This is a genomic window from Kineosporia sp. NBRC 101677 (genome assembly GCF_030269265.1).
GTDB lineage: Bacteria > Actinomycetota > Actinomycetes > Actinomycetales > Kineosporiaceae > Kineosporia > Kineosporia rhizophila.
In genome coordinates, this window is record NZ_BSTA01000007.1 from 217,641 (window position 1) to 241,615 (window position 23,975).

The window sequence follows — 23,975 nt, forward strand, 5'->3', positions numbered from 1 at the left end:
TCATCAGGAGGAAACGTCATGCAGTTCACCGCCACGCCCGGCTACGGCGAGAAGGCCCTCGAGTTGCTCCACTACAACCAGGCGGTCCGGATCGGCGACCGGGTGGAGATCTCCGGCCAGGGCGGCTGGGACGACGACTTCGTCATCCCGGAGTCCCTGGAGGACGAGATCCGCCGCGCCTTCGAGAACGTCGAGCGCACCCTGAACACCGCCGGGGCGACCTGGAGCGACGTGATCCACGTGAACTCGTACCACGTGCTGGGCGAGGGGCAGACGATGTCCGAGCACCACAACCCGGTGATCGTGGAGGAGTACCGCCGCCGGATGCCGGACCGGGCGCCGATCTGGACCCAGGTGGGCGTCACCGCGCTCGGACTGCCCACCATGCACATCGAGATCCGCGTCACGGCCGTGGTCACCGCGGAATAGCCTGCCCCCGGGCCTCCTTCACGGGACATGGACAGGGTGGCGGTGGCCGTGGTCGGAGCCGGTCAGGCCGGTCTGTCGGCCGGGTACCACCTGCAGCGCCGAGGACTGGACTTCGTGATGTTCGACGCGGAGTCCGGTCCGGGCGGGGCCTGGCGTCACCGCTGGGAGTCGCTACGGATGGAGACGGTCAACGGGATCTTCGATCTGCCCGGCTTCCCCCGGCCGCCCCAGAACCCCGAAGAGCCGAGCCGCACGGCCGTACCGCAGTACTTCGCGGACTACGAACGTGCGCTCGGCCTGCCCATCCTGCGGCCGGTCAGGGTCCGGCAGGTGCAGCGGGAAGGATCCGGCTTCCGGATCAGCACCGACCGGGGTGACTGGTCGGCCGAGGCGATCATCAATGCCACCGGCACCTGGGACAATCCGGTGCGGCCGCACTACCCCGGCCGCTTCGGGGGCCGGCAACTGCACACCCGCGACTACGTCTCGGCCGACGAGTTCGCCGGCCAGCGGGTGGCGGTCGTCGGCGGCGGGATCTCCGCGATCCAGTTGCTCGAGGAGATCTCCCGCAACGCCGAGACGTTCTGGTACACCCGCCGCGAACCGGTCTTTCGGGAAGACGGTTTCGAGCCCGAGGTGGCCGGCCGGGAGACCATCGCCAAGGTGGTCGCCGATGTGGAGGCCGGCCGGCCCACCGGAAGTGTCGTCTCTTATACGGGTTTGATCTGGACCCCGTACGCGCTCGCGGCCCGTGACCGCGGGGCCCTCCACCGACGTCCTATGTTCACCGCTCTGGAACCCGAAGGAGTGCGGGAGGCGGACGGGTCGTTCACACCGGTCGACACCGTGCTCTGGGCAACGGGTTTCAAGGCGTCTCTGAGCCACCTCGACCCGCTGGGACTACGGACTCCCGAGGGCGGCATCCGGCTCATCGGCACCCAGGTGGCCGATGAGCCGCGGGTTCACCTCATCGGTTTCGGCCCTTCGCAGTCGACCGTGGGCGCCAACCGGGCCGGGCGGGCCGCCGTCGGCGCCCTGGCCCGAGCCCTGGTCAGCCGTTGAAAGAGCTGGGGTGGGGACCGGTGCGGCCGTCGCGGTCCAGGCCGTCCACAGCATCCATCTCCGCCTGGGTCAGCTCGAAGCCGAAGACGTCGAAGTTCTCGGAGATCCGCTTCGGGGTGACCGATTTCGGGATCACCACGTTGCCCTTCTGCAGGTGCCAGCGCAGCACGACCTGAGCCGGGCTGACACCGTGCGCCCGCGCAGCCGCCGTGACCGGTTCATCGCTGAGCACCGCGCCCTGGGCCAGCGGACTCCAGGCCTCGGTGGCCACGCCCAGCTTCTGATTGGCCGCTACGGCGGCTCGGTTCTGCAGGGCCGGGTGCAGCTCGATCTGGTTCACCGCGGGCACGGTTCCGCCCAGCGCCACCAGCCGGTCGAGGTGCTCGGGCAGGAAGTTCGACACGCCGATCGCGCGCGTCCTGCCATCTGCCACCAGCTTTTCCATGGTCTGCCAGGCGTCCAGGTAGGCGTCGGTGCGCGGGGCGGGCCAGTGGATCAGGTAGAGGTCGACCGCGTCCAGGCCGAGCTTGGCCAAGCTGGCCTCGAGAGCGGCCTCGGTGACCTCCCGGCCCATGTCCGGCACCCAGAGCTTGGTGGTGACGAACAGCTCTTCCCGGGCGATACCGGCTGCAGCCAGCGCCCTTCCGACACCGCGCTCGTTGCCGTACACGGCGGCCGTGTCGATGCTGCGGTAGCCCGCGGCCAGGGCCGCCTCGACCGCCTGCTGGGTCGCGTCGTCCGGCACCTGGAACACCCCGAAGCCGAGCTGAGGCATGCGGTCGCCGTTGTTGAGGGTGATCTGCGGGATCATACTGTCTCCTTGATGATTTCGGGCTCGGCCGGGGCGAACTCGCCGCCCTTCACCCGGGCGGCCAGCAGGAACACGGCCAGACCGGCGAGTGTGATCCCGGCTCCGGCCCACAGCGGTGAGGTGTAGCCCAGCCCGGCGGCCAGGGTCACGCCGCCCACCCAGGCGCCGAAGGCGTTGCCCAGGTTGAACGCGGCGATGTTGGCCCCGGAGGCCAGGGTCGGGGTGTGCGCGGCGTAGTTCATGATGCGCATCTGCAGGCCGGGCACGGTGGCGAAACCGAAGCCGCCCATCAGGACCATGACCACGATCGTCGCGGCCTGAGAGCCGGCGGTCAGCGCGAACAGGGCCAGGATCGCGGCGAGCGCGGCCATCACGACGACCAGGGTCCGGCCCAGGTCCCGGTCGGCGAACCGGCCGCCGAGCAGGTTACCGGTGAACGTGCCCACTCCGAACAGCACGAGCATCCACGGCACCGCGCCGGCACTGAAGCCGGAGACCTCGGTGAGGGTGTAGGCGATGTAGGTGAAACCGCCGAACATGCCGCCGAAACCGAGCACGGTGACCAGCATCGACAGCCAGACCTGGCGGCTGCGGAAGAGGCCGAACTCGGCCGGCACGCTGCTGTTCCGGGCGCCGGCCGGATGGGCGGGCACCAGGGCCAGGATGCCGGCCAGGGCCACCACGCCGATCGCGGTGATCGCCCAGAAGGTGGCCCGCCAGCCCGCGGCCTGGCCAAGGAAGGTGCCCAGCGGCACCCCGAGCACGTTGGCGATGGTCAGCCCGGCGAACATCACCGAGATGGCGGCCGCCCGGCGCTTCTCGTCGACCAGGTCGGCGGCGACCACGGCCCCGATGCCGAAGAACGCACCGTGGCACAGGGCCGCGACCACCCGGCCGGCCAGCATCACCTCGTAGGTGCCGGCCAGGGCGGAGAGCCCGTTGCCGAGGATGAACAGCATGAGCAGGCCGAGCAGGGCCTTCTTGCGGTCCAGGCGGCCGAGCAGGGCGGTGAGCAGGATGCCGCCGACCGCCACCGAGAGGGCGTAGCCGGAGATCAGGTAGCCGGCGGTGGTCTCGGAGACGTCGAAGTCGGCCGCCACCTCCGGCAGCAGACCGGCGATCACGAACTCGGTCAGGCCGATGCCGAAGCCGCCGAGAGCCAGCGCGTAGAGCGCGACAGGCATGGGATGGGTCCTTCCACGATTGCTGTGTACCGTCCCCCGGCACTGATCTGCGCCAGGCGACTATCCGCGTCTGCAACTATCGGCGGACGCAACAGTTGGCGATAGTTGCACACGCTGGATATCGGCGCAAGCTGCTAGACTCGGGTGCTGACGGCGATGGAGGTGGGCATCCGTGGGAATTGCGGACGATGCGGTGGAGATCCGGGCCCGCGGGTGGCGCACGCTCGCGGCCCTGCACGGGCTGATCGAGAGCGAGCTGGAGCGCGCGCTGCAGCGTGAGCACGGGCTCTCGGTGGTCGAGTTCACCGTGCTCGACGCCCTCAGCCGGCAGGACGGCTGGCACATGCGCATGCAGCAGCTGGCCCGCGCCGCCGCCCTGTCCAGCAGCGCGACCACCCGCCTGGTCAACCGCCTGGAAGACCGGGCCCTGCTCACCCGGATCCTGTGCGCGGACGACCGGCGGGGTATCTACACCGAGCTCACCCCGGCCGGCCGCGACCTCCTAGGCCAGGCCCACCCCACCCATGACCGGGTGTTGCAGGAGACCCTGGCCGAGGCCGGCGGCATTCCTGAGCTGAAGGCCCTGGCGGCCACCATCACCGAGCTCTGAGCGCCACCCTCGCCGAGGCCACGGTGGTGCCCAGGGCCAACGCGGTGGCCAGAGCCAGCACCGCGGCGTAGCTGACCGGTGGCAGGTGCACTGCGGCGGAGCCGGTCATCCCGATCGCGAAGGCGGTCAGGGTGGCCACCGCGATCAGAGTGCCCACCACTGCGGCGATCAGCACCAGGAGAAGGGTTTCCAGCCGGAGCATGTCCATCACCTGACGCCGGGTGGCCCCGATCAGGCGCAGCAGCGCGTACTCCGGACCTCGGGCCGAGGTGGTCAGGGCCAGCGTGTTCACCACCGCGATGGCCGTGAAGCCGAGGATCAGTCCCAGCGCGATCAGGGTGACGGCGGTGTCACTGTCCCCCTGGCCGGTGCGTGCCTCGGCCTGATCCTGCACGCTGAGCCCGGCGAACTCCTGAACCGCCTTTTGGACGTTTGCGGCGGCGGTGGGGTCAGCGCGGACCAGGAGGGTTGCGGCTGCGGGACGGTCCATGTGCGCGGCCACCAGGTCGTGGGCCGCGGTCAGATCGCCGAAACCTAGGCCCCGCCGGTACACCGCGACCACCGTCAGCTCCACCCGGGTGCCGTCGCCCAGGGTGACCACCGGTCGGCTGCCCACCCCGCCGATGGTTCGGCGGGCGTTCTCGCTGATCGCCACGCCACCGTCGGCCAGGCCGTCCAAAGACCCCTCCACCACGTCCGGATCCATGGTGTTGTTCAGGCCGTTCGGTGTGACCCCCTGGATGGGGTACTTGTCCAGGCCGACCCGGACGGTGCTGTGGACGACCTGGGTCACCGTTTCCACGCCAGGCGTCGCCCGCAGGGCCTCCGCAGCCGGCGCCGGCACTCCCGGACCGGACGATGCGACCACCAGATCGGCCAGCGTGCCTTCGGCCAACTGGTTGCGGGCGGCGTGCCCGATGGTGGTCTGGGCGAACAGGACGGCACAGGTCATCCCGACCAGCAGGGTCAGCGGGGTGACGGCCCCCGAGAAGCGCCGGGCGTAGGCCTTGGTGCCCGCGGCCGCCAGGAACCCGCTGACCGGTGAGAATTTCAGCACCGAGCCGAGTGCTCCCACGGCCAACCGGGTGACGACCGGACCCAGCAGGGCGACGGCCGTGGACAGCACGATGATCGCCAGGTAGAGCACGGGCGAAGAAGCAGGTTCGGTGTGCAGCCGGGTCAGCGTGAACAGCAGCGCGAGACCGGCGGCCAGGAAACCGGTTCCGGCGAGCAGCCGGGACCTGGGCATGCCGTCCGGCTCGGTCGCAGACTCGGCCAGCGCCTGCCCGGGACGGATGCGCGCGACCCGGCGGGCGGCCAGCCGGGCCGCCACCAAGGCGCCCAGGGTGACGGCGAGGGCCGCCGCCAGGGGCGGGAACGGACTGACGGTCAGGGGCATGGTTTCCGGGGCGATGCCCTGGCCGACGAAGAGCCGGTACACCACGAAGGCAAGGGGCAGGCCGAGCAAGGCACCGAAAACGGTGGAGGGGACAGCGAGAAGAAGTGCCTCGGCGCCGATCAGCCGGCGCGCCTGGCGCGGAGTGGCGGCGATGGCCCGCAGCAGGGCGAGCTCCCGGCTGCGCTGCTGCACCGCCAGAGTGAGGATGCCGGTGATCACCAGAAGCCCGACCATCAGCGAGGTTCCGGCCAGGGCGCCGCCCAGACTGATCAGCTGCACCCGGGACCGGTCGGCGTCGAGGAACTCGATCGCTCCACGCTCGGCGGCCGGACGCACCTGCGCCCCGGAGCCGGCCAGCGCGCTGCTGAGTGCGCTCTTCAGCTGCCGCTCCTCGACCCCCGGCTCGGCGATCACCCCGATCGTGGCCACCTGTCCGGAGCGCCCGCTCAGGCGAGCCGCCTCGGTGCTGGAGAAGAACAGGGACGACTGCTCGCGCAGCTCGCCGGTCGCAGACTCGGCGAGGCCTGTGACCTGATAGGTGGTCAGTCCGGAGGCCGACTGAATCTGGACGCTGTCGCCAGTTCTCACTCCGGAACGCTGGGCCAGCCCCTGGTCGAGGACGACGTCCCGCTCCCCCGTCGGCTCGCTGCCCGACTCCAGTGTGAAGGGGGTGAGGGCGGCGGACTCCCAGGCGTGCCCGAGGACCTCGGCGCCGTCCGGCCCGGCGACGATGTCTCCGGCCGCACTCACCGGGTTGGCCGGGAACGTCAGCTCCGGAACGGCCCGCTGCACGCCCGGCACGGCCCGGACCTGCGCCACGACCTGCTCAGGCAGCCAGACCCGCTCGGCCAGCGGCTTGGACTTGCGCTTGACCTTGACCTCGCCGTCCTTCTTCTTGACCTTGTCCTGGTGCACGGCCTGGTCACCGGTGACCATCAGGTCGGCGGCCGCGTAGCGCTCGGTGCGCACCTGCCCCTGCAGGCCGGTGGCCAGAAGACTGCCGCAGGCGGTGACCAGCGCCGCGGCCAGGGCCAGGGCGGCCACGACGGCCAGATTCGCGGTGCGCCGGAACCACAGGGTGCGCAGGGCGTACCGGATCATGACCGCACTCCCCGCAGACTCTGGAGCCGGTCGGAGATCTGCTGCACGCCGGGCGCTTCCAGCTGATCGGCGATCTCACCGTCGGCCAGGAACACCACCCGGTGCGCGTGCGCGGCCACGACCGGGTCGTGCGTGACCATCAGCAGGGTCTGCCCGCCCTCGTCCACGCACTCCCGGAGCAACTGCAGGATCTCGCCGGCGGTCACGGTGTCCAGAGCACCGGTCGGCTCATCGGCGAAAATGATGTCCGGGCGGGTGATCAGGGCCCGGGCGATGGCGACGCGCTGCTGTTGACCGCCGGAGAGCTGGTCGGGCCGGTGATCGGCCCGCTGCGCCAGGCCGACCCGCTCGATCACCTCATCCAGCCAGGGCCGGGGCACCCGCTGCCGGGCCAACCGCAGCGGGAGCGTCACGTTCTCCCGGGCGGTCAGCGCGGGCAGAAGGTTGAAACCCTGGAACACGAAACCGATCCGGGTGCGTCGCAGCCGGGTCAGCGCCACCTCGGACATCCCGGTCAGATCGGTGCCGGCCAGCCGGACCGAACCGCTGGTGGGCCGGTCCAGCCCGGCCGCGCACTGCAGGAGCGTGCTCTTGCCCGACCCGGAGGGCCCCATCACCGCCGTGAAACTGCCCGATGCGACCGCCAGGTCGACGTTCCTCAACGCCCGCACCGCACTGGTTCCGCTGCCGTGGACCCGGCCGACCCCGTCCATCTGTAAAGCCGCCGCAGGCAACGCTTCCCGCAACGCCCGCCCCGATGTCCCCCACATACCCATCTCGTCCCCCCACGGGTGTCAACTGCTCAGCTGTTCCGTTCAGTGCTCTGTTCAGTGCTCTGTTCAGGTGCTGGAAAGGCGAAGAACCGGGTCAGCACGGTGCGGGTCTGGTCACCGCCACCGTCCCGCTTGTACTTGTTCACCAGGGCGATCAGTTCCTCGAAGAACTGGCTCAGCTCGTCCGGGGACACCTGGATCGTGCCGCGCGACGACAGGAACGCATCGGCCCAGACACCCAGACCGTCGCTCTCGCGCCGCAACTGCTCGAACAGTTCGACGTCGGCCAGGTACGCCTGCCGGTTCATCTCGTCGAACAGTTCTCGGATCTGCGGGGTCTGCCGGGACGGCGGCGGGAAACGCAGGTCGCCCGGGACCACCCGCCACCACCGCTCGCGGCCGTGCGCCCCCTCCTGCGGCTGGTACTCCTCGACGAACCCGAACTTGGCCAGCTCCCTCAGGTGGTAGCTGGTGGCCCCGGTGTTCAGCTGCATCGCCCGGGCCAGCGAGGCCGAGGTGGCCGGCCCCAGCACCGAGAGCTGCTGGAACACCGCGTACCGCCGCGGGTGACTGAGCGCCCTCAGGGTTCTGAGGTCGCTGATCTCCCGTCGGCCAGGTTCTGAGGTCACCTGTACACAATTACATGTGCACAGATGTTTGTGCAATGCCTGCCCGAAAAAGCGGCGGGCACCCGGGCGCCCGCCGCTCTTCTTGCGGAGCCCCGACTACGGACGCACGACGGCGTTCTTCAGGGCCCACTCCAGCGCGTGGTCGGCCACGGCCTCCCAGCCGGGCGCCCCGCAGGTCCAGTGGTCGCGGCCCTCGAACTCGAAGTACTCGGTCAGGGCGGGCGACTTGGCGTAGTGCTTGGCGTTCGAGCGGTTCACCGAGGGCGGCATGATGTGGTCCTTCTCCCCCGCGATGAACAGCAGCGGCGCCCGGTCGGCGGTGTAGTCCACCCAGGTGTCCTGGTGGCCGGGCTTGAAGTTGGCGAACAGGCCGTACTCGAACACCCAGTGGCCGGGCGCCGCGATCGCGTACTTCTCCCAGCTGGCCCGGGAGTCCTCCTCGCTCAGGGTGTTGGCGAAGGCGTAGTGCCACTCCTCGGCCGTGAAGGCCACCGCCCGCTTACGGTTGGCCGGGTTCTTCAGGGCCGGGAACAGCGAGCGGGCCTGCGAGATCGGGTTGACCCGCACGCCCTCGGTCGGGGCCGAGTCGATCACCACGCCGGCCGAGCCCAGGCCCCGGGCCAGCAGCAGCTGGGTCAGGGTGCCGCCGAAGGAGTGGCCCATGATGATCGGCGGGGTCTCGACCGAGCGGATCACCGACTCCAGGTGGTCCAGCGTCTCGGGCACGGTCAGCCGGGCGATCACGTCGGGGTTCTCCCGCAGCGCCTCGACCTCGATCTCGAAGCCGGGGTAGGCGGGGGCGATCACGTTCAGGCCCTTGGCCTGGTAGTAGGCCACCCAGTCGGCCCAGCTGCGGGGAGTCACCCACAGGCCGTGGACCAGGACGACGGTGTCGGGGGTTTCGCTCATCTGCGTTTGACCTCTCAGTGTTTTCGGGGTTCTCAGGAATTCAGTGTTTTCAGGCATCGATGAAGGCGAGCAGATCGGCGTGCAGCCGGTCCCGGTCGGTGTCGGGCAGGGCGTGGCCGCTGCCCTCGTAGACCTTGAGCACCGCCCCCTCGACCAGGTCGGCGGAGCGCTTGCCCCCGACCTCGAACGGCACGATCTGGTCGTCGTCGCCGTGCACCACCAGCGTGGGCACGTCGACCTTGGCCAGGTCGGGGCGGAAGTCGGTGGCCGAGAAGGCGGCGATGCACTCGTAGGCCGCACGGTGCCCGCAGGCCATGCTCTGCAGCCAGAACGCGTCGCGGAAACCCTGTGGCACATCCTGTTTGCGGTTGTGCCCGAAGAACGGGCCGTCGGCCAGGTCGCGGTAGAGCTGGGAGCGGTCGGCCGCCTCCCCTGCGCGCAGGCCGTCGAAGATCTCGATCGGCAAACCCTCGGGGTTGTCGTCCTGACGCAGCATCAGCGGAGGTACCGCCGAGACCAGCACCACCTTGGCCACCCGGGCGGTCCCGTGCCGCCCGACGTAGTGCACGACCTCCCCGCCGCCGGTGGAGTGCCCCACCAGGGTGACGTCCTCGAGGTCGAGGGTGTCGAGCAGGGCGGCCAGGTCGTCGGCGTAGGTGTCCATCTCGTTGCCGTGCCAGGTCTGGCTGGAGCGGCCGTGCCCACGCCGGTCGTGGGCGATCGCCCGGTGGCCGTTCTCGGCCAGGAAGCGCGCGGTGGCCTCCCAGGCGTCGGAGTTCAGCGGCCAGCCGTGGCTCAGGACGACCGGGGTACCGCTGGTCCCCCAGTCCTTGTAGAAGATCTCGGCTCCGTCGTCGGCGGTGACGAAGGGCATGGGGCGCCTCCGGGTCTCAGTGAGAGCGGGCTCCTGTGGGGGAGTTCTGTCTCCTAGAGCCTCACCGCCGCCCCGCCGCCGCGGACCACGTGATCCTCGTAGTGATCACTGGCCGAGCCGGTCGGCCAGCTGCCGGCGCGAGGAGATGCCCAGCTTGGAGAAGACTTTCCGGAGGTGGTAGTCGACCGTGTTGGTACTCAGGAACATCGTCGCGGCGATCTCGGCGTTGGTCCGGCCGCTCGCGGCCAGTCGCGCCACCGTGGCCTCCTGCGGGGTCAGGGCGGGCGTGCCGCTCGGGCTCGTGGGGGTGCGGGCCTCGCCCATCGCCTCCAGCTCGCCGTTCGCCCGCTCGGCGAAGACGTCCGCCCCCGATCGGGCGAACAGCTCGGTCGCCTGGTGCAGGTGCTCCCGGGCCAGACGCCGGCGTCTGGTCCGGCGCAGCCATTCCCCGTAAAGCAGGTGCGCCCGTCCCAGTTCGGTGTTCATCGAGGCGCTCTCCAGCGCCTCGATGGCCTTGAGGTAGTCGACCTGCCGGCCGGTCACCAGGGCCCGGGAGCGGGCCGCGACCCCGACCGCCCACGGCGTTGCGCAGGCGGTGGCCCGGGCTTCCATCAGTTTGAGGACGTCGGTGGCCCGGTCGGTGCGTCCGGTACGTACGCACGCCTCGACGAAGTCGGGGTAGGCCAGGGGGGTGGTGTGGAAGAAGGGCACGTCGACGATCGGGGCCAGGAGGTCGTGGGCCTCCTGGTAGCGCGAGCAGGCCAGGTCGACCATCGCGAGCGCCGCGACCGCCGCCGAGTGCACCCCACCGAAGCCGGCCGCCCGAGCTCCCTCGGCCATCGCCACCACCTGTTCACGGGGCACCCCGTTCCAGGCCAGCAGCGAGACGTTGACCACGTGCTCGGCCTCGTAGCCGATGGCCCGACGCAGCTCACGGACCTGCTCCATGTATCCGGCCGCGGTCCGCGGACTACCCATCTGCGCCTCGGTCAGCGACTGGACCCACAGCGCGGAGTCGAGCTGCTGCAGGGACCCGGCGTCACGGGCCGCCTGCACCCAGCGGTCCAGGCAGTGCTGCCGGCGCTGCTCGTCCCACAGCGCCGAGGCGAGCGCCGCGCTGCTCTGACCGAACTCCAGCATCTGCTCCAGCGGCAGTTCGCCGAGCATGTCCAGGGCCCGGCGGATCGCGGGCACGGCCTGGTCGAAGGGCAGCAGCAGATGATCGCTGAGCGCTCGCAGCATGACTGCCGCCGGACCGGACCGGTGCCGGGCCGCCGCGTCCATCCGGCGCCCCAGCTCGCCCCAGTCGATGCCGGTGGCCAGTCTCTCCGCGGGCAGGGAGAGTTCCCAGGCCCGGATCAGCGCGGTCTGCTCGAGCTCGTCGTCGTGGCCGTGGAAGAGGTCGGCCGCCTCCACCAGGTCGGCGCCGATCCGGGTGAGCGAGGGATCGGCGGTGAACAGGGCCCACTGGGTGCGCAGGGACAGCAGACGCCCGCGGGTGACGTCGTCCAGTTCGTCCTCGTCGACGTCGTCGAACAGGTCCTTGGCCAGCTGCGCGGTACCTGCGGCGAGGGCTGCCTCGGCCGCCGCGACCAGCCGCCGGTACCGGCCCGGCCCCGGTGGGGTGAGCGAGGCCGCCTGGGCCAGGACACCGGCCTGGAGGTGAACCCGCCTCGTTCACCGGCCCGGTCGGCGGCCTTCTCCAGGCGCGCCGCCACCGCCTCGTCGGTGCCCAGCGTGGCCTTGGCCGCGTGCCAGGCCTCCAGGTCGGCGCGGCCCATCGAGTCGGCCACCTCCGACAGCGCGTGATGCACCCGGCGCCGGATCCGGCCGGCCGCAGCGTTGTAGGCGGCCGAGCGCACCAGCGGATGCCGGAACCGCACCTGCGCGGCGAGTTCGACCAGGCCGGCCTCCTCCGCCCCGTCGGCCGCCGACTCGGGCAGCCCGAGCTTGGCCGCCGCCTCCGAGATCAGCGCCAGGTCGCCGGTGGCGTCGGCCGCGGCCACCAGGAGCCACTCCTGCACCTCGTTACCCAGGGCCCGGATCTGCCGCACGTAGAACGACTCCAGGCGGCGCCCGACCGGGAAGGGCTGGTCGCCCAGACTGGACTCGGTCAGCTGCCGCACCGTCAGCTCACGCGCCAGATCGGTGAGCGCGAGCGGGTTCCCGCCCGTGGCCACCGCGATCTGCGCCCCCACGGCCGGGTCGATCGGCTCCGCCACGGACCGGGCGAGCAGGCGTACCGAGTGCTCCAGGCTCAGACCCCCGAGCGGGAGCCGGGGCACACCGGCCATGTGGGCGTCCACGTTGTCGTCCGGGCGAGCAGCGAACACCACGGCCACCGACTCCGCCTCCAGCCGCCGGGCCACGAAGGCCAGCGCGTCCAGGCTCTCCGGGTCGAACAGGTGCGCGTCGTCGATCGCGCACAGCACCGGCCGTTGGGATCCGGCCGCGGCCAGCAGGCCCAGCACGCCCAGGCCGATCAGGAACCGGTCGGGTGGCGGGCCGGCCGCCCGGCCGGAGGCCACCTCCAGCGCCCGCAGGTGCCGCTCGGGCAGCGCCGGAAGGTAGTCGCGCAGCGGCATGACCAGGCGCTGCACCGCGGCGAAGGGCATCTGCGCCTCGGCCTCGAAACCGTCGACCTGGATCCGCCGCATCCCCGCGGGCCCGGTGTCCTCACCGGCGCCGGTGGTGGACGACCGCAGCAGGGTGGTCTTGCCGATCCCGGGCTCCCCCACCACCAGCAACGCCCCACCCCGGCCGTGCCGGGCGTGCCCCAGGGTCTTACCGATCTGCTGAGCTTCCACCTCACGCCCGAGCACTTCGATCATGAAACGGATCTCAGGCAGCCGAAGGCGGCAAAAAGTGCGGCATTGGGTGGGTGACAAAGCAGAGGCCCGGTTCCCACCTGGGGACCGGGCCTGCGAGGTAAAACTTTTCGGGTGGGCGATACTGGGTTCGAACCAGTGACCCCTGCCGTGTGAAGGCAGTGCTCTACCGCTGAGCTAATCGCCCGAATCTTGCCCGGTTGCGCCGTAGCGGCGAACCGAACGAGTAGAACTGTAGCGAACCTTCCCCCGAACATCCCAATCGGCTCTCCGGCCGGCTCACGGAACGCCGGGCCGGAGTCTTCGGGGGCGGCCGCCAGAGCGGCGTCCGGCCCTGCTCAGCGCCTGGACTCCAGACCCGTCCAGGCGGGGATCAGGTCGGCCGGGACCCAGCCGGGCACTCCGATCACCAGGAAGGTGATCCAGAAGCAGGCGACCGCCAGGGCGGACGTGCCCAGCGCCACCGCTGCGCGGACATAGAGAGGCTGGGCCAGGATCCAGATCGTCCAGGCACTCACCTGTTTCCGGGCGAATTGCTCCAAACGGGCAGCCCATACGAATTCGGTGGCAAGAGCGGCTAATCCGACGAAGACGATCACCCAGCCCGGTCCGGGAAGCGGCACCAGGGCAAGACCGACCACAACAATTGCGCCGCCCAGAAGACCTACCGCGAGGCGATACAGACGGTTAGTGGACGGACGGCTGCGGACCGACTCCCGCCAGCGGACCGCCCGCCGGGCCCAGCGCCGCGAACCGCGTTCTGACTCATCACTTTCTCGCTGGTCATGTCGGGCTTCCTCGACTTTGTCCATGACCTTCAGCGATCCGTCACCAGCTGGTCCCATGACCCTTGATCTCCTGACCTAGAACGAAGCTTTGACTGCGGAGGGTGACCGAAACACCCTGTGGTATCAAGATCGACAGATACTTATTGAGATCACCACCCGGTTGGCTGGTTTCAGTTCGGGTCCGGCAGGGAAAGATGCCGCTGTAAGCCACCTGTGTGCCCCCCGAAACGGTGACGCGTGACCAAGAGTTCCGCGGAACCACCGGGGCGAAGATGAGGGAGATCGATGCAGCCGCAAGTAGACGTTGAGGCGTCCGTTCAGCTGCGTCTTGTGGTCGCAGACGCCGATGCCGTGCCCCTGCCGGTCAGCCTGCGGTACGGCGCGTCCGACCCGTATGCAGTCCGGGCCGTGTTCTCCGGTGACGGCATGGAGGTCGAGTGGGTCTTCGCCCGCGACCTGCTCCGCACCGGCCTCACCACGCCGATCGGCGACGGTGACGTTCATGTCTGGCCCTCCTGGGGCACCGGCCGTGAACTGGTGATGATCAGCCTGACCTCGCCCGACGGCCAGGCCGTTCTGGAGGCCGGCGCGGACGACGTCCGCACCTTCCTCGACCGCACCGCCGCCGTGGTGCCCGACGGTGAGGAGAGCCTGTACCTGGATCTCGACGCCGCCGTCGCCCGGCTGTTGACCTGATCCACCCTCGCGCGATCCCCGGTCGTCGCTCCCTGCTCCACCAGCTCCACCCGCACCACCAAGATCCGCACCTCCTCGTTCTGCACCCCTGGACGACGGTCCGGTGACCTCTCCCCCGTTGAGGCCGCCGGACCGTCCCCGCGGCTCCTCCCGGGAGCGCCGGAACCAGTGATCACGATCGTAGGAAGCGAAACCCCGCCCTGGCTGCCTCCCGGAGGATGACTCCGGGGGTGACGGCGTACCGCTTTGGTAGTACGCCGACAGCGCTCAACTGGGGTCTGACCAGGATGTTCATGGTCCGGACGCTTCCGGTTGGACTTCCCGGCGGCTGTTCGGCTAACTTACTCATGCACCGAACGAGAGGGACGGCCGAGAGGCCGGACCGACCGCCAGGAGCATGCGGACGTGGCTCAGTTGGTAGAGCATCACCTTGCCAAGGTGAGGGTCGCGAGTTCGAATCTCGTCGTCCGCTCGATAAGGGCTCTTTGAGTAGTACGTAGGTTGTACCTGAGCCTCACGGTGGAGTGGCCGAGAGGCGAGGCAACGGACTGCAAATCCGTCTACACGGGTTCAAATCCCGTCTCCACCTCCGACACAGGATCTCACTGTGTAGCTGAGGGCGATTAGCTCAGTGGGAGAGCGCTTCCTTGACACGGAAGAGGTCACTGGTTCAATCCCAGTATCGCCCACCACCAAAGCCAGGTCAGATGAAACTGACCTGGCTTTCCTGTTTTGCCCTGGCGGTGGCACCGCCACCGCCTTCGTGGTGTTCCCGCTGATCGATCCGGACAGTGCCGTGGCCCGGAACATCGCCTGCGTGGGCCCGGCCCTGCTGCTGACCGCCCTGATCCTGCACCGCTTGTCGCCCCGGCCGTCCCCCTCACCCGCACGGCGCCGTCTGGTGACCGGCCTGGCTGCCGTCGGCGTCGTCCTGATGGTGATCCCGCCGTTCCTGCTGGGGCTCGCCAACGACGAGTCGCTGCTCGGCCCCACCATGCTCACCATGCTGGGGCTCCTGGCCGGGTTCGGGACGCTGATGAGCCTGATCCCGGCCACGGTCGGGGTGTTCGCCCTGGCCGGCACCACGGCACTGCTGCGGGCCGCCGCAACCCCTGACCAGGACCTGATCCGGACCTGAACCGGACCTGATCGCCGGGTGGTCAGGAGGGCCCCGAACTTCTGCTAAGTTTATGGGGCACCGAACGGGAGGGACGGCCGAAAGGCCAGACCGAACGCCAGGAGCATGCGGACGTGGCTCAGTTGGTAGAGCATCACCTTGCCAAGGTGAGGGTCGCGAGTTCGAATCTCGTCGTCCGCTCGATAAATAGGCTCTGTAGTTTCACCTGAGCCTCACGGTGGAGTGGCCGAGAGGCGAGGCAACGGACTGCAAATCCGTCTACACGGGTTCAAATCCCGTCTCCACCTCGAGCACCTCGTGCACGAGGGCGATTAGCTCAGTGGGAGAGCGCTTCCTTGACACGGAAGAGGTCACTGGTTCAATCCCAGTATCGCCCACCATCTGCCAGCCAGATCAGACAAGCCAGATCAGACCGCGTGTCTGATCTGGCTTCTCGCTTTTGGCGGCCCGCCCGGTAGGTCCCGCGCGTCGTCGGCACCACCCTTCAAGAAGCCGTCAAGGACGGCGATGGGTCACCGTCAATCCGCGGCCCCAGGCTGGAACGGTCCCGCCCAGGAAAACAGAGAGACCGAGGTACCCACTGATGGTCGCCCCCGAGCACCCCGACCGCGTTCTGGTGGTCGACGACGATCCCGGCATCCGGGGGTTGCTGGAGTCCGCCCTCACCTTCGCCGGGTTCGAGGTGGAGGTGGCGGCCGACATCCCGCAGGCCCTGGAACGGGTCCAGGCCCGGCTGCCCGACGTGATCGTGCTCGACGTCATGCTGCCCGGCGGCACCGGCTTCGACGTGGTCTCGATGCTGCGCTCGCGCTCGATCGGGGTGCCCGTGCTGTTCCTCACCGCCCGCGACTCGGTCGAGGACCGGGTGCGCGGCCTGCAGCTCGGCGGTGACGACTACGTGGTCAAGCCGTTCAGCGTGGTCGAGATCGGGGCCCGGCTCGAGGCCCTGCTGCGCCGGGCCCGCGGCACCGCGGTGCCGGCCGGCTCCGCCCTGACCTTCCACGACCTCTCGCTCGACCCGAAGCGCCACGAGGTCCGGCGCGGCGAGCGGCCGGTCCGGCTCTCCCCCACCGAGTTCAAGCTGCTGCACCTGCTGATCACCCATCCCGGGCAGGTGCTGTCCAAGACGCAGATCCTCGAGGCGGTGTGGCAGTACGACTTCGGCGGCGACTCGGTGGTGGTCGAGCGGTTCATCTCCAACCTGCGCCGCAAGGTGGACGACGGTGAGGTACCGCTGATCCACACCGTGCGCGGTGTGGGCTACGCGTTGCGGCACGAACCGTGATCCGGTGGTTCCGGCTGGGCATCCGGGCCCGCCTGCTGCTCGGCTTCCTGCTGCTGTTCGCCCTGGCCCTGGGCGCCAGCGGCTCGATCACCGCCTACCTGGTCAACGACTACGTGTTCGACCGGTCGGTGGACAAGCTGCGCCAGGACGAGCAGCGGGTGCGGGTGCTGGTCGCCTCCGGGCCGCAGACGATCAACGCCAACCAGTTCGAGACCCTCCTCGGCCCGCCGCTGGGCATGATGGGCTTCGCCCCCGGCGGCGAGCCCGTGTTCGCCATCGGGAGCGCCAAGGGCCGGGAGAGCGAGCTGGCCGGGCTGGCCGCCGGCGCCGCACCGGGCGAGATCATGGTGGCCCACAACGACGTCGCGGCGGTCCGGATCCTCACGCCTCAGATGCAGATCAACGGCCTCGACGACGGGATCCAGGCCGACATCGCCGAGTTGGTCCTGGTGAACGACGCCGACATCGACCAGGACACGGTCAACGACTTCATCCGCGTGCTGGTGGCGATCGCGCTGGTCGCCATGGTCGTCCTGATGGCCCTGGCCCTGGTCGTTCTGCGGGTGGGCCTGCGCCCGCTGACCCGGATGGCCCAGGCCGCCGACGCGATCGCCAGCGGGTCCCGCGACGAGCGGCTGCCGGTCTCGGACCGCAACCAGGAGACCGACGTGCTCGCCCGGGCGGTGAACCGGGCCTTCGACGCCCAGGCCGCCGCGGAGGACCGGGCCCGCACCTTCGCCGCCGACGCCTCGCACGAACTGCGCACCCCGATCGCCACCGTCTCCGGCTGGCTGGAGCTGTACCGGCAGGGCGGGCTGCGGGAGGAGGACCTGGAGCAGGCGATCGCCCGGATCGAGGACGAGGTGGGCCGGATCCGGCTGCTGGTGGAGGAACTCGGCCTGCTCGCCCGGCTGGACACCGGCCGTCCGCTGGAGTCGGCGCCGGTCGACCTGGCCCGGCTGACCGAGAGTGTGGTGGAGGACGCCCAGGTGATCCACCCGGGCCTCGACATCGCCTTCGAGGCGCCGGATCAGCTGCCCGCCCGGGGCGATGCCGCCCGGCTGCAACAGGTCCTGCGCAACCTGGTGGGAAATGCCGTGCAGCACAATCCTGATGGCACCCGTGTCCGGCTGACCCTGAAGCAGGAGGCCGGGCAGGTCCGGGTGGACGTGAGCGACAACGGCACCGGCATCCCGGCCGCCGACCTGCCGCGGCTGTTCGACCGGTTCTGGCGGGCCGAGGCCAGCCGCAGCCGCGACTACGGAGGGTCGGGGCTGGGGCTGGCCATCGTCCAGGCCATCGTGAAGGCCCACGGCGGCCGGGTGACGGTGGAGTCCGAGGTGGGCCGGGGCACCACCGTCAGCCTCTGTCTCCCGGCCGCCTGAACTGGGCTCCTGAACTGGGCTCCTACTGCCCGATGTTCGCCTGCGGGCCTGCGTAGGTCTTCACCAGCGCGGGCACGTCCTTGGCGGCGTCGAGCGTGTACTTGTAGAAGTCACCCGGCTTGAACGTGGTGCCGACGGTCTGCTGCTTGCCGGTGCAGCTGGAGCAGACGTTGCCGCTCGCGCTGACCGAGGCGGTGCTGTCGCCGGCGTAGTACGGGTTGTTGACCTTCTCGAAGTAGCTGTTCTCCACCACCATCTTGGTCTTCCCGCGGGCGTTGTTGCCGTACGACTTCACGTTCTGCAGGTAGTTGTTGTAGAGGTGGGCGTACTGCACGTTGTCCACGCTGGGGTTGCGCTGGTTCACGTCGAAGAGCCAGTTGTGGTGGATCGTGATCCGGGCGGTGACGTTCTCGGTCCAGCCGATCCCGAAGTTCTTGTTGTGCCCGCCCAGCTTGTTCCACGAGACGGTCAGGTGGCTGGTGTCCTTACGGCTGTCGATCGCGCCGTCGTTGACCTTGGTGATGTCGTTGTGGTCGATCCAGACGTGGTCGGCGGTGTCCATCTGGATGCCGTCGTAGTCGTAGTCCTTGTCGTCCGGGTCGTCCTGGGCCATCTCGGTCTCGCCGATGGTGAGGTTGCGCACGATCACGTTCTTCACGCCGGCCTTCAGGATGATCCCGCCGTTGAGGATCTTGCCCTTGGTGCCGACCCCGATCAGGGTCTTGTCCGAGGTGACCGGGATCTCGTAGCCGTAGGTCGGAACCTTCACCGTGGCCGCGATCTTCACCACGTACGGGTCGGCCGAGGTGGCGTACTTCACCAGGTCGGCGTAGGTGCTCACGGTCACGGTCTTGCCCGCGGCGCCACCGGTGGTGCCGCCGTCGGTCGAGGCGAAGCCGTCGGCCGTGTTGGACCAGGTCTTCCCGGCCGAGGACGAGGTGGTCGCCTTGGTCGTGCTGGTGGTGGTCGTGCTGGTGGTCGCCGAAGCGGTCGGGACAGCCTTGCCCACCGGGCTCCAGCCGTCGGAGCCGGCCAGGTACTTCTGCGGGGTGTAGTCGGCCGCCTGGCTGTCACTCAGCTGCGGGCGGTTGCTGTTGGTGGTGGCCCCGGCGCCGGTGTTCCTGTACTCGTGGAACCGGGCCTTCTGCCAGGTGTTGCCGGACATGTCGGTCCACGGCTGCGCCGTCTTGATGGTCGCCGAAAGGCTCGACTCGCGAACCAGGACCTGACCGGCCGGGCCCCACGGACGTCCGAAAGTAGTGGTGTTGTTCGTGGCGCCGGTGATCTTGGACTTGTAGATCAGGAAGCCGTACTTGTTCGCGGCATCCGTCTTCGCCGCGGTGAGCGGGCCTCCGGTGGAACGCTTCTCGTAGATGTCCGAGGCGTCGAAGACCGCGGTGCCGCCGCCGAAGATGAAGTCGACGGTGCCCTCGACGTACGACTTGGCGAAGTACGAGCGGCCCGAGTTGATCAGCAGGGTGTCCTGGTCACCGAGCACCCGGACGTTGCTGAACGCGGCCCGGTCGGCGTTCACGTTGAGCGCGACCGCCTGGTGCCCGTCGGCGGTCGAGGTCTCGTCGAAGTCGTTGGAGAAGGTCAGGTTCGCGGCGGTGAAGTCGGCGCCGTTGACGAACACGGTGGCGCTGCCGCTGGTGCCGTAGGCGCCGGCGTGGTGGTTGTTGACGATCACCACGTCCTTGGCCGAGGCCCCGGTGCCGGCCAGCGAGACGAACGGCTTGTCCTTGGGCACGGTGACGATCTCGCGGTAGGTGCCCGGCTTGATCGTGATGGTGACCCGGCTCTTGTTGCCGGTGCCGACCGCGTTGATCGCGGCCTGAACGGTCTTGTACTTGCCGCTGCCGTCGGCGGCCACGGTGGCGGTGCCGCTACCGGTGCCGTTGCCGGTGGAAGGGGCGGACGTGGTGGTGCCCGGGGTCGGGGTGGTGGTGCTGCCGGCCGCCTTGAGCGTCCACTGCATGCGGTTGTTGGTGGTGCAGGTGTCCTGGACCACGGCGGCCGCGGAGGCGGTCGAGCCGTCCTTGACGCTGATGCAGAGTCCGGAGCCCACGTTGACCAGCTGGTACCCGTCGCCGCTGGCCTTCGTGGTCCAGAGCTGGTTGGACTGGCCGGAGGCGCAGCCCCACTGCTGAAGCCGCAGGCCGGCGGTCTTGGCCCCGCCCGGGACGTCGATGCACTGGCCGCTGCTGACGTTCTGCAGCCAGTACTGGGAGGAGCCGCGGTCGGTGAGCTTGAACTGCTGCCAGGTGCCCGCGCTGCACCCCCACTGCTGGAGCTGGGTGCCGGCCGTCGAGGAGGCCCCGGGCACGTCGACGCACATCGAGCTCTTGGCGTTGACCAGCGCATAGGTGCCGCCGGCGGTCGGGTTCGCGGCGTTCGAGGGCAGCATCTGGCTGCCGATCAGCACAGCCGCCCCGACCGTGGCCAGGCCTGCGGTCAGGAGGGTGTGGCGCTTTCGCAGTCGCTTCAGCGACTGCCGGAGTGCGGGCATGACAGGGATGTCCTCTCGGGATGGAACCGGTGGTGATCGTCCCGGCGTAGGAGTAGTCGCGGTCCCGAGAGGGCGATAACAGAAATCCGAAGAACTACTTCGGGCAACCAATGGTGGACGAGTTGTGGTTTGCTCCCGGCGGATCGGCTGTGTCAGGATCGGCGCCGCCGAAAAGGCCGGTCGGAGGGCACCAATCATGGACGCAGGGGTCGGCACCGAGAGTTCCGAGCTGGTGCGGCTGGCCCAGGCCGGTGACCGGGCGGCGCTGGACGAACTGGTCGGGACCTGCCTGCCGCTGATCTACAACGTCGTCGGCCGCGCCCTGAACGGCGACAGCGAGGTGGACGACCTGGTGCAGGACACCATGGTCGGGATCATCCGCGGTCTGCCCGCCCTGCGGGAGCCGGGCCGGTTCCGCTCGTGGGCGGTGACCATCGCCTACCGTCGGCTGCAGGAGCACTACCGCCGGCGCTACCGCTCCCGGCCGCGCGCGTCGGCCGCCCCCGATCCCGACTTCTCCGACATTGCCGACCCGCAGGCCGACTTCGCCGAGCGCACGGTGACCGAACTCGCCCTGAACGACCAGCGGCGGGAACTGACCCGGGCCGCCCGCTGGCTGGAACCGGGCGACCGGCAGCTCTTCTCGCTCTGGTGGCAGGAGGCGGCCGGCGAGCTGAGCCGGCCCGAGGTGGCCACGGCGCTGGAGACCACGCCGCAGCAGGCCGCCGTCCGGCTGCAGCGGATGCGCGAGCGGCTGGACGGTTCCCGGGCGGTGATGCGCGCCCTCTCCGCGCAGCCGCGCTGCCCGGAGCTGGACAAGCTGGTGAAGGGCTGGAACGGGCAGGTCGACTCGCGCTGGCGCAAGCGCCTGTCCCGGCACACCCGGGACTGCCCGCAGTGCCGCCGTCATGGGCAGGACCTGGTGCGGCCCGAGGTCCTGCTCCAGGGCGTCGCTCTGGTGGCGGTGCCGGCCGCGCTGGTGGCCAAGGTCGGCGGCATCCTGTCCACCGGCGCCGAGGTCTCCTCGCTGGGTCCGGTTTCTGCTGTCCTGCACAGCTTCACCGGCAAGGCTGCGATCGTGGGCACGGCCGCGGCAGTCACCCTGGGCGGGGTCACCTACCCGTTGTGGAGCAGCTCCCCCGAAAGCCCGCCACCCACCCGAAGTGCCGCTCCGGCTCCGAGTCCGCAACCCTCGTCCATAGTTGTGACCCCAACGCCGGATGCGGTTTCCACCAGCGTGGCACCGTCTCCGAAGCCGACCAAGCGCAAACCGCCGGTCTACGCCGGGGTGGCTGCCGCCGACTACTACGTCGCCCCGAACGGGTCGGACGACGGGAACGGCACCCTCGACGAGCCGTTCGCCACTCTGGGCAAGGCGGTCTCCGAGGTCCAGGCCGGGCAGACGATCGCTCTGCGAGGCGGCACCTACCGCCCGTCCGAACCGGTCGGCATCGAGGTCTCCGGCGCCGAGGGCCGGCGGATCACGCTCAGCGGCTACCGGAACGAGCGCCCGGTCATCGACTTCGCAGCCATCCCGGCGGACAAGTGGGGCATCACGCAGACCGGCAGCTTCTGGACGGTGCGCTCACTCGAACTGCGCAACGCCCCGACTCACGCCTACGTGTGCGACTCCTGTCAGCAGAACGACTTCCGCCGTCTGGTGAGCCGGGACAACGGGTCCTCCGGGCTGATGCTGCGCGGCGAGAACACCTCCGGCAACCGCATCCTGGACAGCGACTTCCTGAACAACGGCTCGGGCCTCGGCATCATGTTCGGCAGCGGTGAGGGCAACCTGATCCGCGGCGTACGCGCGGCCGGGAACCAGGCGGACGGCGTGGATCTCGGCGGGTTCGCCGACCCGGTCACGGTGCGCGGGAGCTGGTCCTACCGCAACGGCAACGGTTTCACCTTCGGCGGGGGCGGCACCACCCTGGCCGTGGCCCACGTGCTCACTGACAACGCCGCCTGGGAGAACTCCGGGATCGGGTTCAACGAGGAGGGCAACACCGGCCCGGCCGCCCTCACCGGCAATGTCGCGTTCGGCAACGACGTCACCGGCTTCTACCTGCCCACCGCCGCCGCCCGGCTGAGTGACAACGTGGCGGCGGGCAACCAGGACGACGCGGCCCTCTCCCCCACCGCCGAGGAGACCGAAAATCTCTGGGACGCCGACCCGTCCATTTTCGTCGAGGTCGACCCGAGCACGGCGGAAGGGGCCCGGAGCAAGGACGGCGGTCTGCCCACCACTCGCTTCCTGCAGCTCAGATCACCTTCCTGAGGGCGTTCTCGAGGATGTCGACGCCGTCGTGCAGATCGGTCTCGTCTATGGTGAGCGGAGGCGCGATCCGGAAGATCCCGCCCATGCCCGGCAGCTGGACGATGTTCATGTGCAGCCCACCCTCCAGGCACGCCTCGGTCACGGCGGCGCCGAGCCGGTCGGCCGGGGCCTTGCTGCGCTTGTCGGTGACCAGCTCCAGACCCTGCAGCAGGCCGCGCCCGCGCACGTCACCCACCTGCTCGTAGCGCTCCTGCAGGCCGAGAAGCCGCTCGCCGAGCACCTTCCCGAGCGCGGCCGACCGGGCCACCAGTCCTTCCCGCTCGATCACGTCCATCACGGCGAGGGCCACGGTGGCGGCCAGCGGGTCCGAGACGTGCGTGGTGTAGAACAGGAAACCGCGCTCGTGGCAGGTCTCCTCGACGGCGGCCGAGGTGACCACTGCGGCCACCGGCAGACCGGCGCCGAGGGTCTTGGAGAGGGTGATGATGTCGGGCGTCACCCCGTCGCGCTCGAAGGCGTACATCGTGCCGGTGCGGCCCAGCCCGGTCTGCGCCTCGTCGAGGACCAGCAGCATGCCGCGCTCGTCGCAGTACTGCCGGAGCCGGGCCAGGTAGCCCGGCGGCAGCTCGATGATGCCGCCCGAGGAGAGGATCGGCTCGATCAGGCAGGCCGCGAGCGAGCCCGAGCTCTGCTGGTCGACCAGGCCGAATCCGTAGGCCAGCTCGGTCTCCCAGTCGTAGGAGCCGTCGGCCCGGCGGAACGGTGAACGGTAGGCGTTCGGGGTGGGCAAAGTGAGGTTGCCCGGGACCGCGGGGCCGTAGCCGCGACGCCCGGCCGAGTAGGTGGCGGCCGAGGCCCCCGAGGTCATCCCGTGCCAGGACCGGTCGAACGAGACCACCTCGTAGCGGCCGGTGCTGAGCTTGGCCATCTTGATCGCGGCCTCGTTCGACTCGGCGCCGGTGGTCAGCAGCAGCACCCGCTCCAGCGGATCGGGCAGCGTGGCGGCCAGTCGTTCGCCGAACCGGACGACCGGCCGGCTGAGCATGCCGGAGTAGAGGTGGGCCAGCTCGCCGGCCGCCTGGGCGACCGCCTGCACCACGTCCGGGTGGGCGTGCCCCAGCACCGCGCTCATCTGCCCGGAGGTGAAGTCGAGGATGCGCCGGCCCTCGGAGTCCCAGACGTGGGACCCCTTCGCGCGCTCGATGATCCGCGGGGTGAAGCTGCCGCCGTAGCGGATCAGGTGACGCCCGGCCCGGTCCCAGAACTGCTCGTCGGTGATCTCCACAC

Annotated in this window: 20 protein-coding genes and 7 tRNA genes; 14 read left to right on the plus strand and 13 right to left on the minus strand. The window is 69.9% G+C overall.

The genetic code is table 11. From position 1 onward, the window contains the following. Positions 1-18: 18 nt before the first annotated feature. Together QSK18_RS21720 and QSK18_RS21725 are read left to right on the plus strand one after the other, a co-directional pair. Positions 19-429 carry a RidA family protein gene (locus tag QSK18_RS21720; RefSeq protein ID WP_232812049.1) on the plus strand — a complete coding sequence of 137 codons (411 nt, stop codon included), beginning with the start codon at positions 19-21 and terminating at the stop codon, positions 427-429. Between the two features lie 27 nt (positions 430-456). Further along, entirely contained in the window at positions 457-1,491 is a 1,035-nt protein-coding gene (locus tag QSK18_RS21725) for a flavin-containing monooxygenase (RefSeq protein WP_285622473.1), read from the plus strand. Here the strand turns inward: QSK18_RS21725 and QSK18_RS21730 are convergent. Both QSK18_RS21730 and QSK18_RS21735 read right to left on the minus strand, forming a co-directional pair. Further along, positions 1,481-2,302, minus strand: a complete 822-nt coding sequence (locus QSK18_RS21730; RefSeq protein WP_285622476.1) for an aldo/keto reductase — start codon at positions 2,300-2,302, stop codon at positions 1,481-1,483. The genes QSK18_RS21725 and QSK18_RS21730 overlap by 11 nt on opposite strands. Beyond that, positions 2,299-3,486 (minus strand): MFS transporter, encoded by a 1,188-nt coding sequence (locus tag QSK18_RS21735; RefSeq protein ID WP_232812046.1) that lies wholly within the window; start codon positions 3,484-3,486, stop codon positions 2,299-2,301. Before QSK18_RS21735 ends, QSK18_RS21730 begins: the two co-directional genes overlap by 4 nt. Positions 3,487-3,658: 172 nt before the next feature. On the opposite strand from QSK18_RS21735, the gene QSK18_RS21740 reads away from it, so the two are divergent. Beyond that, positions 3,659-4,096: a MarR family winged helix-turn-helix transcriptional regulator gene (locus QSK18_RS21740; RefSeq protein ID WP_232812045.1), complete on the plus strand. Its 438-nt coding sequence runs from the start codon at positions 3,659-3,661 to the stop codon at positions 4,094-4,096. On the opposite strand, the gene QSK18_RS21745 is transcribed toward QSK18_RS21740, so the two are convergent. The 9 genes from QSK18_RS21745 to QSK18_RS21785 form a co-directional block, all read right to left on the minus strand. Further along, complete coding sequence (locus tag QSK18_RS21745) at positions 4,083-6,596, minus strand: ABC transporter permease (protein ID WP_232812044.1); 2,514 nt, start codon at positions 6,594-6,596, stop codon at positions 4,083-4,085. The two genes, QSK18_RS21740 and QSK18_RS21745, sit on opposite strands and share 14 nt — an antisense overlap. Next, the gene (locus QSK18_RS21750; protein ID WP_232812043.1) at positions 6,593-7,309 is read right to left on the minus strand and encodes an ABC transporter ATP-binding protein; all 717 of its coding nucleotides are present in this window, start codon (positions 7,307-7,309) and stop codon (positions 6,593-6,595) included. The genes QSK18_RS21745 and QSK18_RS21750 overlap by 4 nt, the downstream gene beginning before the upstream one ends. 89 nt (positions 7,310-7,398) lie before the next feature. Then, on the minus strand, positions 7,399-7,998 hold the full coding sequence (locus QSK18_RS21755) for an ArsR/SmtB family transcription factor (protein ID WP_232812042.1): 600 nt from the start codon (positions 7,996-7,998) through the stop codon (positions 7,399-7,401). Positions 7,999-8,094: 96 nt separating this feature from the next. After that, entirely contained in the window at positions 8,095-8,907 is an 813-nt protein-coding gene (locus QSK18_RS21760) for an alpha/beta hydrolase (RefSeq protein WP_285622489.1), read from the minus strand. 49 nt (positions 8,908-8,956) lie between these two features. After that, the gene (locus tag QSK18_RS21765) at positions 8,957-9,781 is read right to left on the minus strand and encodes an alpha/beta fold hydrolase (protein ID WP_232812040.1); all 825 of its coding nucleotides are present in this window, start codon (positions 9,779-9,781) and stop codon (positions 8,957-8,959) included. 105 nt (positions 9,782-9,886) lie between these two features. Next, positions 9,887-11,197, minus strand: a complete 1,311-nt coding sequence (locus tag QSK18_RS21770) for a helix-turn-helix transcriptional regulator (RefSeq protein ID WP_285622496.1) — start codon at positions 11,195-11,197, stop codon at positions 9,887-9,889. Beyond that, the gene (locus QSK18_RS21775) at positions 11,140-12,612 is read right to left on the minus strand and encodes an AAA family ATPase (RefSeq protein WP_285622499.1); all 1,473 of its coding nucleotides are present in this window, start codon (positions 12,610-12,612) and stop codon (positions 11,140-11,142) included. The genes QSK18_RS21770 and QSK18_RS21775 overlap by 58 nt, the downstream gene beginning before the upstream one ends. A 112-nt stretch (positions 12,613-12,724) precedes the next feature. Then, positions 12,725-12,796: transfer RNA gene (locus tag QSK18_RS21780), tRNA-Val, on the minus strand. 151 nt (positions 12,797-12,947) lie between these two features. After that, positions 12,948-13,421, minus strand: a complete 474-nt coding sequence (locus QSK18_RS21785) for a TIGR02611 family protein (protein WP_285622504.1) — start codon at positions 13,419-13,421, stop codon at positions 12,948-12,950. Between the two features lie 261 nt (positions 13,422-13,682). On the opposite strand from QSK18_RS21785, the gene QSK18_RS21790 reads away from it, so the two are divergent. From QSK18_RS21790 to QSK18_RS21835, 10 genes are all read left to right on the plus strand, one after another. Continuing rightward, a complete protein-coding gene (locus tag QSK18_RS21790) occupies positions 13,683-14,093 on the plus strand; it encodes an SsgA family sporulation/cell division regulator (RefSeq protein ID WP_231446700.1) in 411 nt (136 codons plus the stop codon). Between the two features lie 399 nt (positions 14,094-14,492). Next, positions 14,493-14,565 (plus strand) — tRNA-Gly (locus tag QSK18_RS21795). Between the two features lie 46 nt (positions 14,566-14,611). Then, positions 14,612-14,682: transfer RNA gene (locus tag QSK18_RS21800), tRNA-Cys, on the plus strand. Between the two features lie 28 nt (positions 14,683-14,710). Next, a tRNA-Val gene (locus QSK18_RS21805) sits at positions 14,711-14,785 on the plus strand. Between the two features lie 74 nt (positions 14,786-14,859). Next, positions 14,860-15,231 carry a hypothetical protein gene (locus QSK18_RS21810; RefSeq protein WP_285622513.1) on the plus strand — a complete coding sequence of 124 codons (372 nt, stop codon included), beginning with the start codon at positions 14,860-14,862 and terminating at the stop codon, positions 15,229-15,231. Positions 15,232-15,338: 107 nt separating this feature from the next. Further along, positions 15,339-15,411, plus strand: a tRNA-Gly gene (locus QSK18_RS21815). A gap of 36 nt (positions 15,412-15,447) precedes the next feature. Continuing rightward, positions 15,448-15,518: transfer RNA gene (locus QSK18_RS21820), tRNA-Cys, on the plus strand. 18 nt (positions 15,519-15,536) lie between these two features. Further along, positions 15,537-15,611: transfer RNA gene (locus QSK18_RS21825), tRNA-Val, on the plus strand. Positions 15,612-15,814: 203 nt separating this feature from the next. Then, the gene (locus QSK18_RS21830; protein WP_285622517.1) at positions 15,815-16,516 is read left to right on the plus strand and encodes a response regulator transcription factor; all 702 of its coding nucleotides are present in this window, start codon (positions 15,815-15,817) and stop codon (positions 16,514-16,516) included. Next, the gene (locus tag QSK18_RS21835) at positions 16,513-17,901 is read left to right on the plus strand and encodes a sensor histidine kinase (RefSeq protein ID WP_232812035.1); all 1,389 of its coding nucleotides are present in this window, start codon (positions 16,513-16,515) and stop codon (positions 17,899-17,901) included. The genes QSK18_RS21830 and QSK18_RS21835 overlap by 4 nt, the downstream gene beginning before the upstream one ends. Positions 17,902-17,923: 22 nt before the next feature. On the opposite strand, the gene QSK18_RS21840 is transcribed toward QSK18_RS21835, so the two are convergent. Beyond that, positions 17,924-20,410: a pectinesterase family protein gene (locus QSK18_RS21840; protein ID WP_285622521.1), complete on the minus strand. Its 2,487-nt coding sequence runs from the start codon at positions 20,408-20,410 to the stop codon at positions 17,924-17,926. 196 nt (positions 20,411-20,606) lie between these two features. On the opposite strand from QSK18_RS21840, the gene QSK18_RS21845 reads away from it, so the two are divergent. Then, a complete protein-coding gene (locus QSK18_RS21845; protein WP_285622524.1) occupies positions 20,607-22,688 on the plus strand; it encodes a sigma-70 family RNA polymerase sigma factor in 2,082 nt (693 codons plus the stop codon). Here QSK18_RS21845 and QSK18_RS21850 read toward each other — a convergent pair. After that, entirely contained in the window at positions 22,672-23,967 is a 1,296-nt protein-coding gene (locus tag QSK18_RS21850) for an aspartate aminotransferase family protein (RefSeq protein WP_352396611.1), read from the minus strand. The genes QSK18_RS21845 and QSK18_RS21850 overlap by 17 nt on opposite strands. Between the last annotated feature and the right edge of the window lie 8 nt (positions 23,968-23,975).

What these genes read in the sequence shown, in the direction of transcription:
- QSK18_RS21720 (WP_232812049.1), top strand. Translation starts at nt 19, where the DNA reads ATGCAGTTCACCGCCACGCCCGGCTACGGCGAGAAGGCCCTCGAGTTG.
- QSK18_RS21725 (WP_285622473.1), top strand. Translation starts at nt 457, where the DNA reads ATGGACAGGGTGGCGGTGGCCGTGGTCGGAGCCGGTCAGGCCGGTCTG.
- QSK18_RS21730 (WP_285622476.1), bottom strand. Translation starts at nt 2,302, where the DNA reads ATGATCCCGCAGATCACCCTCAACAACGGCGACCGCATGCCTCAGCTC.
- QSK18_RS21735 (WP_232812046.1), bottom strand. Translation starts at nt 3,486, where the DNA reads ATGCCTGTCGCGCTCTACGCGCTGGCTCTCGGCGGCTTCGGCATCGGC.
- QSK18_RS21745 (WP_232812044.1), bottom strand. Translation starts at nt 6,596, where the DNA reads ATGATCCGGTACGCCCTGCGCACCCTGTGGTTCCGGCGCACCGCGAAT.
- QSK18_RS21750 (WP_232812043.1), bottom strand. Translation starts at nt 7,309, where the DNA reads ATGGACGGGGTCGGCCGGGTCCACGGCAGCGGAACCAGTGCGGTGCGG.
- QSK18_RS21760 (WP_285622489.1), bottom strand. Translation starts at nt 8,907, where the DNA reads ATGAGCGAAACCCCCGACACCGTCGTCCTGGTCCACGGCCTGTGGGTG.
- QSK18_RS21765 (WP_232812040.1), bottom strand. Translation starts at nt 9,781, where the DNA reads ATGCCCTTCGTCACCGCCGACGACGGAGCCGAGATCTTCTACAAGGAC.
- QSK18_RS21775 (WP_285622499.1), bottom strand. Translation starts at nt 12,612, where the DNA reads ATGATCGAAGTGCTCGGGCGTGAGGTGGAAGCTCAGCAGATCGGTAAG.
- QSK18_RS21785 (WP_285622504.1), bottom strand. Translation starts at nt 13,421, where the DNA reads ATGGACAAAGTCGAGGAAGCCCGACATGACCAGCGAGAAAGTGATGAG.
- QSK18_RS21790 (WP_231446700.1), top strand. Translation starts at nt 13,683, where the DNA reads ATGCAGCCGCAAGTAGACGTTGAGGCGTCCGTTCAGCTGCGTCTTGTG.
- QSK18_RS21830 (WP_285622517.1), top strand. Translation starts at nt 15,815, where the DNA reads ATGGTCGCCCCCGAGCACCCCGACCGCGTTCTGGTGGTCGACGACGAT.
- QSK18_RS21840 (WP_285622521.1), bottom strand. Translation starts at nt 20,410, where the DNA reads ATGCCCGCACTCCGGCAGTCGCTGAAGCGACTGCGAAAGCGCCACACC.
- QSK18_RS21845 (WP_285622524.1), top strand. Translation starts at nt 20,607, where the DNA reads ATGGACGCAGGGGTCGGCACCGAGAGTTCCGAGCTGGTGCGGCTGGCC.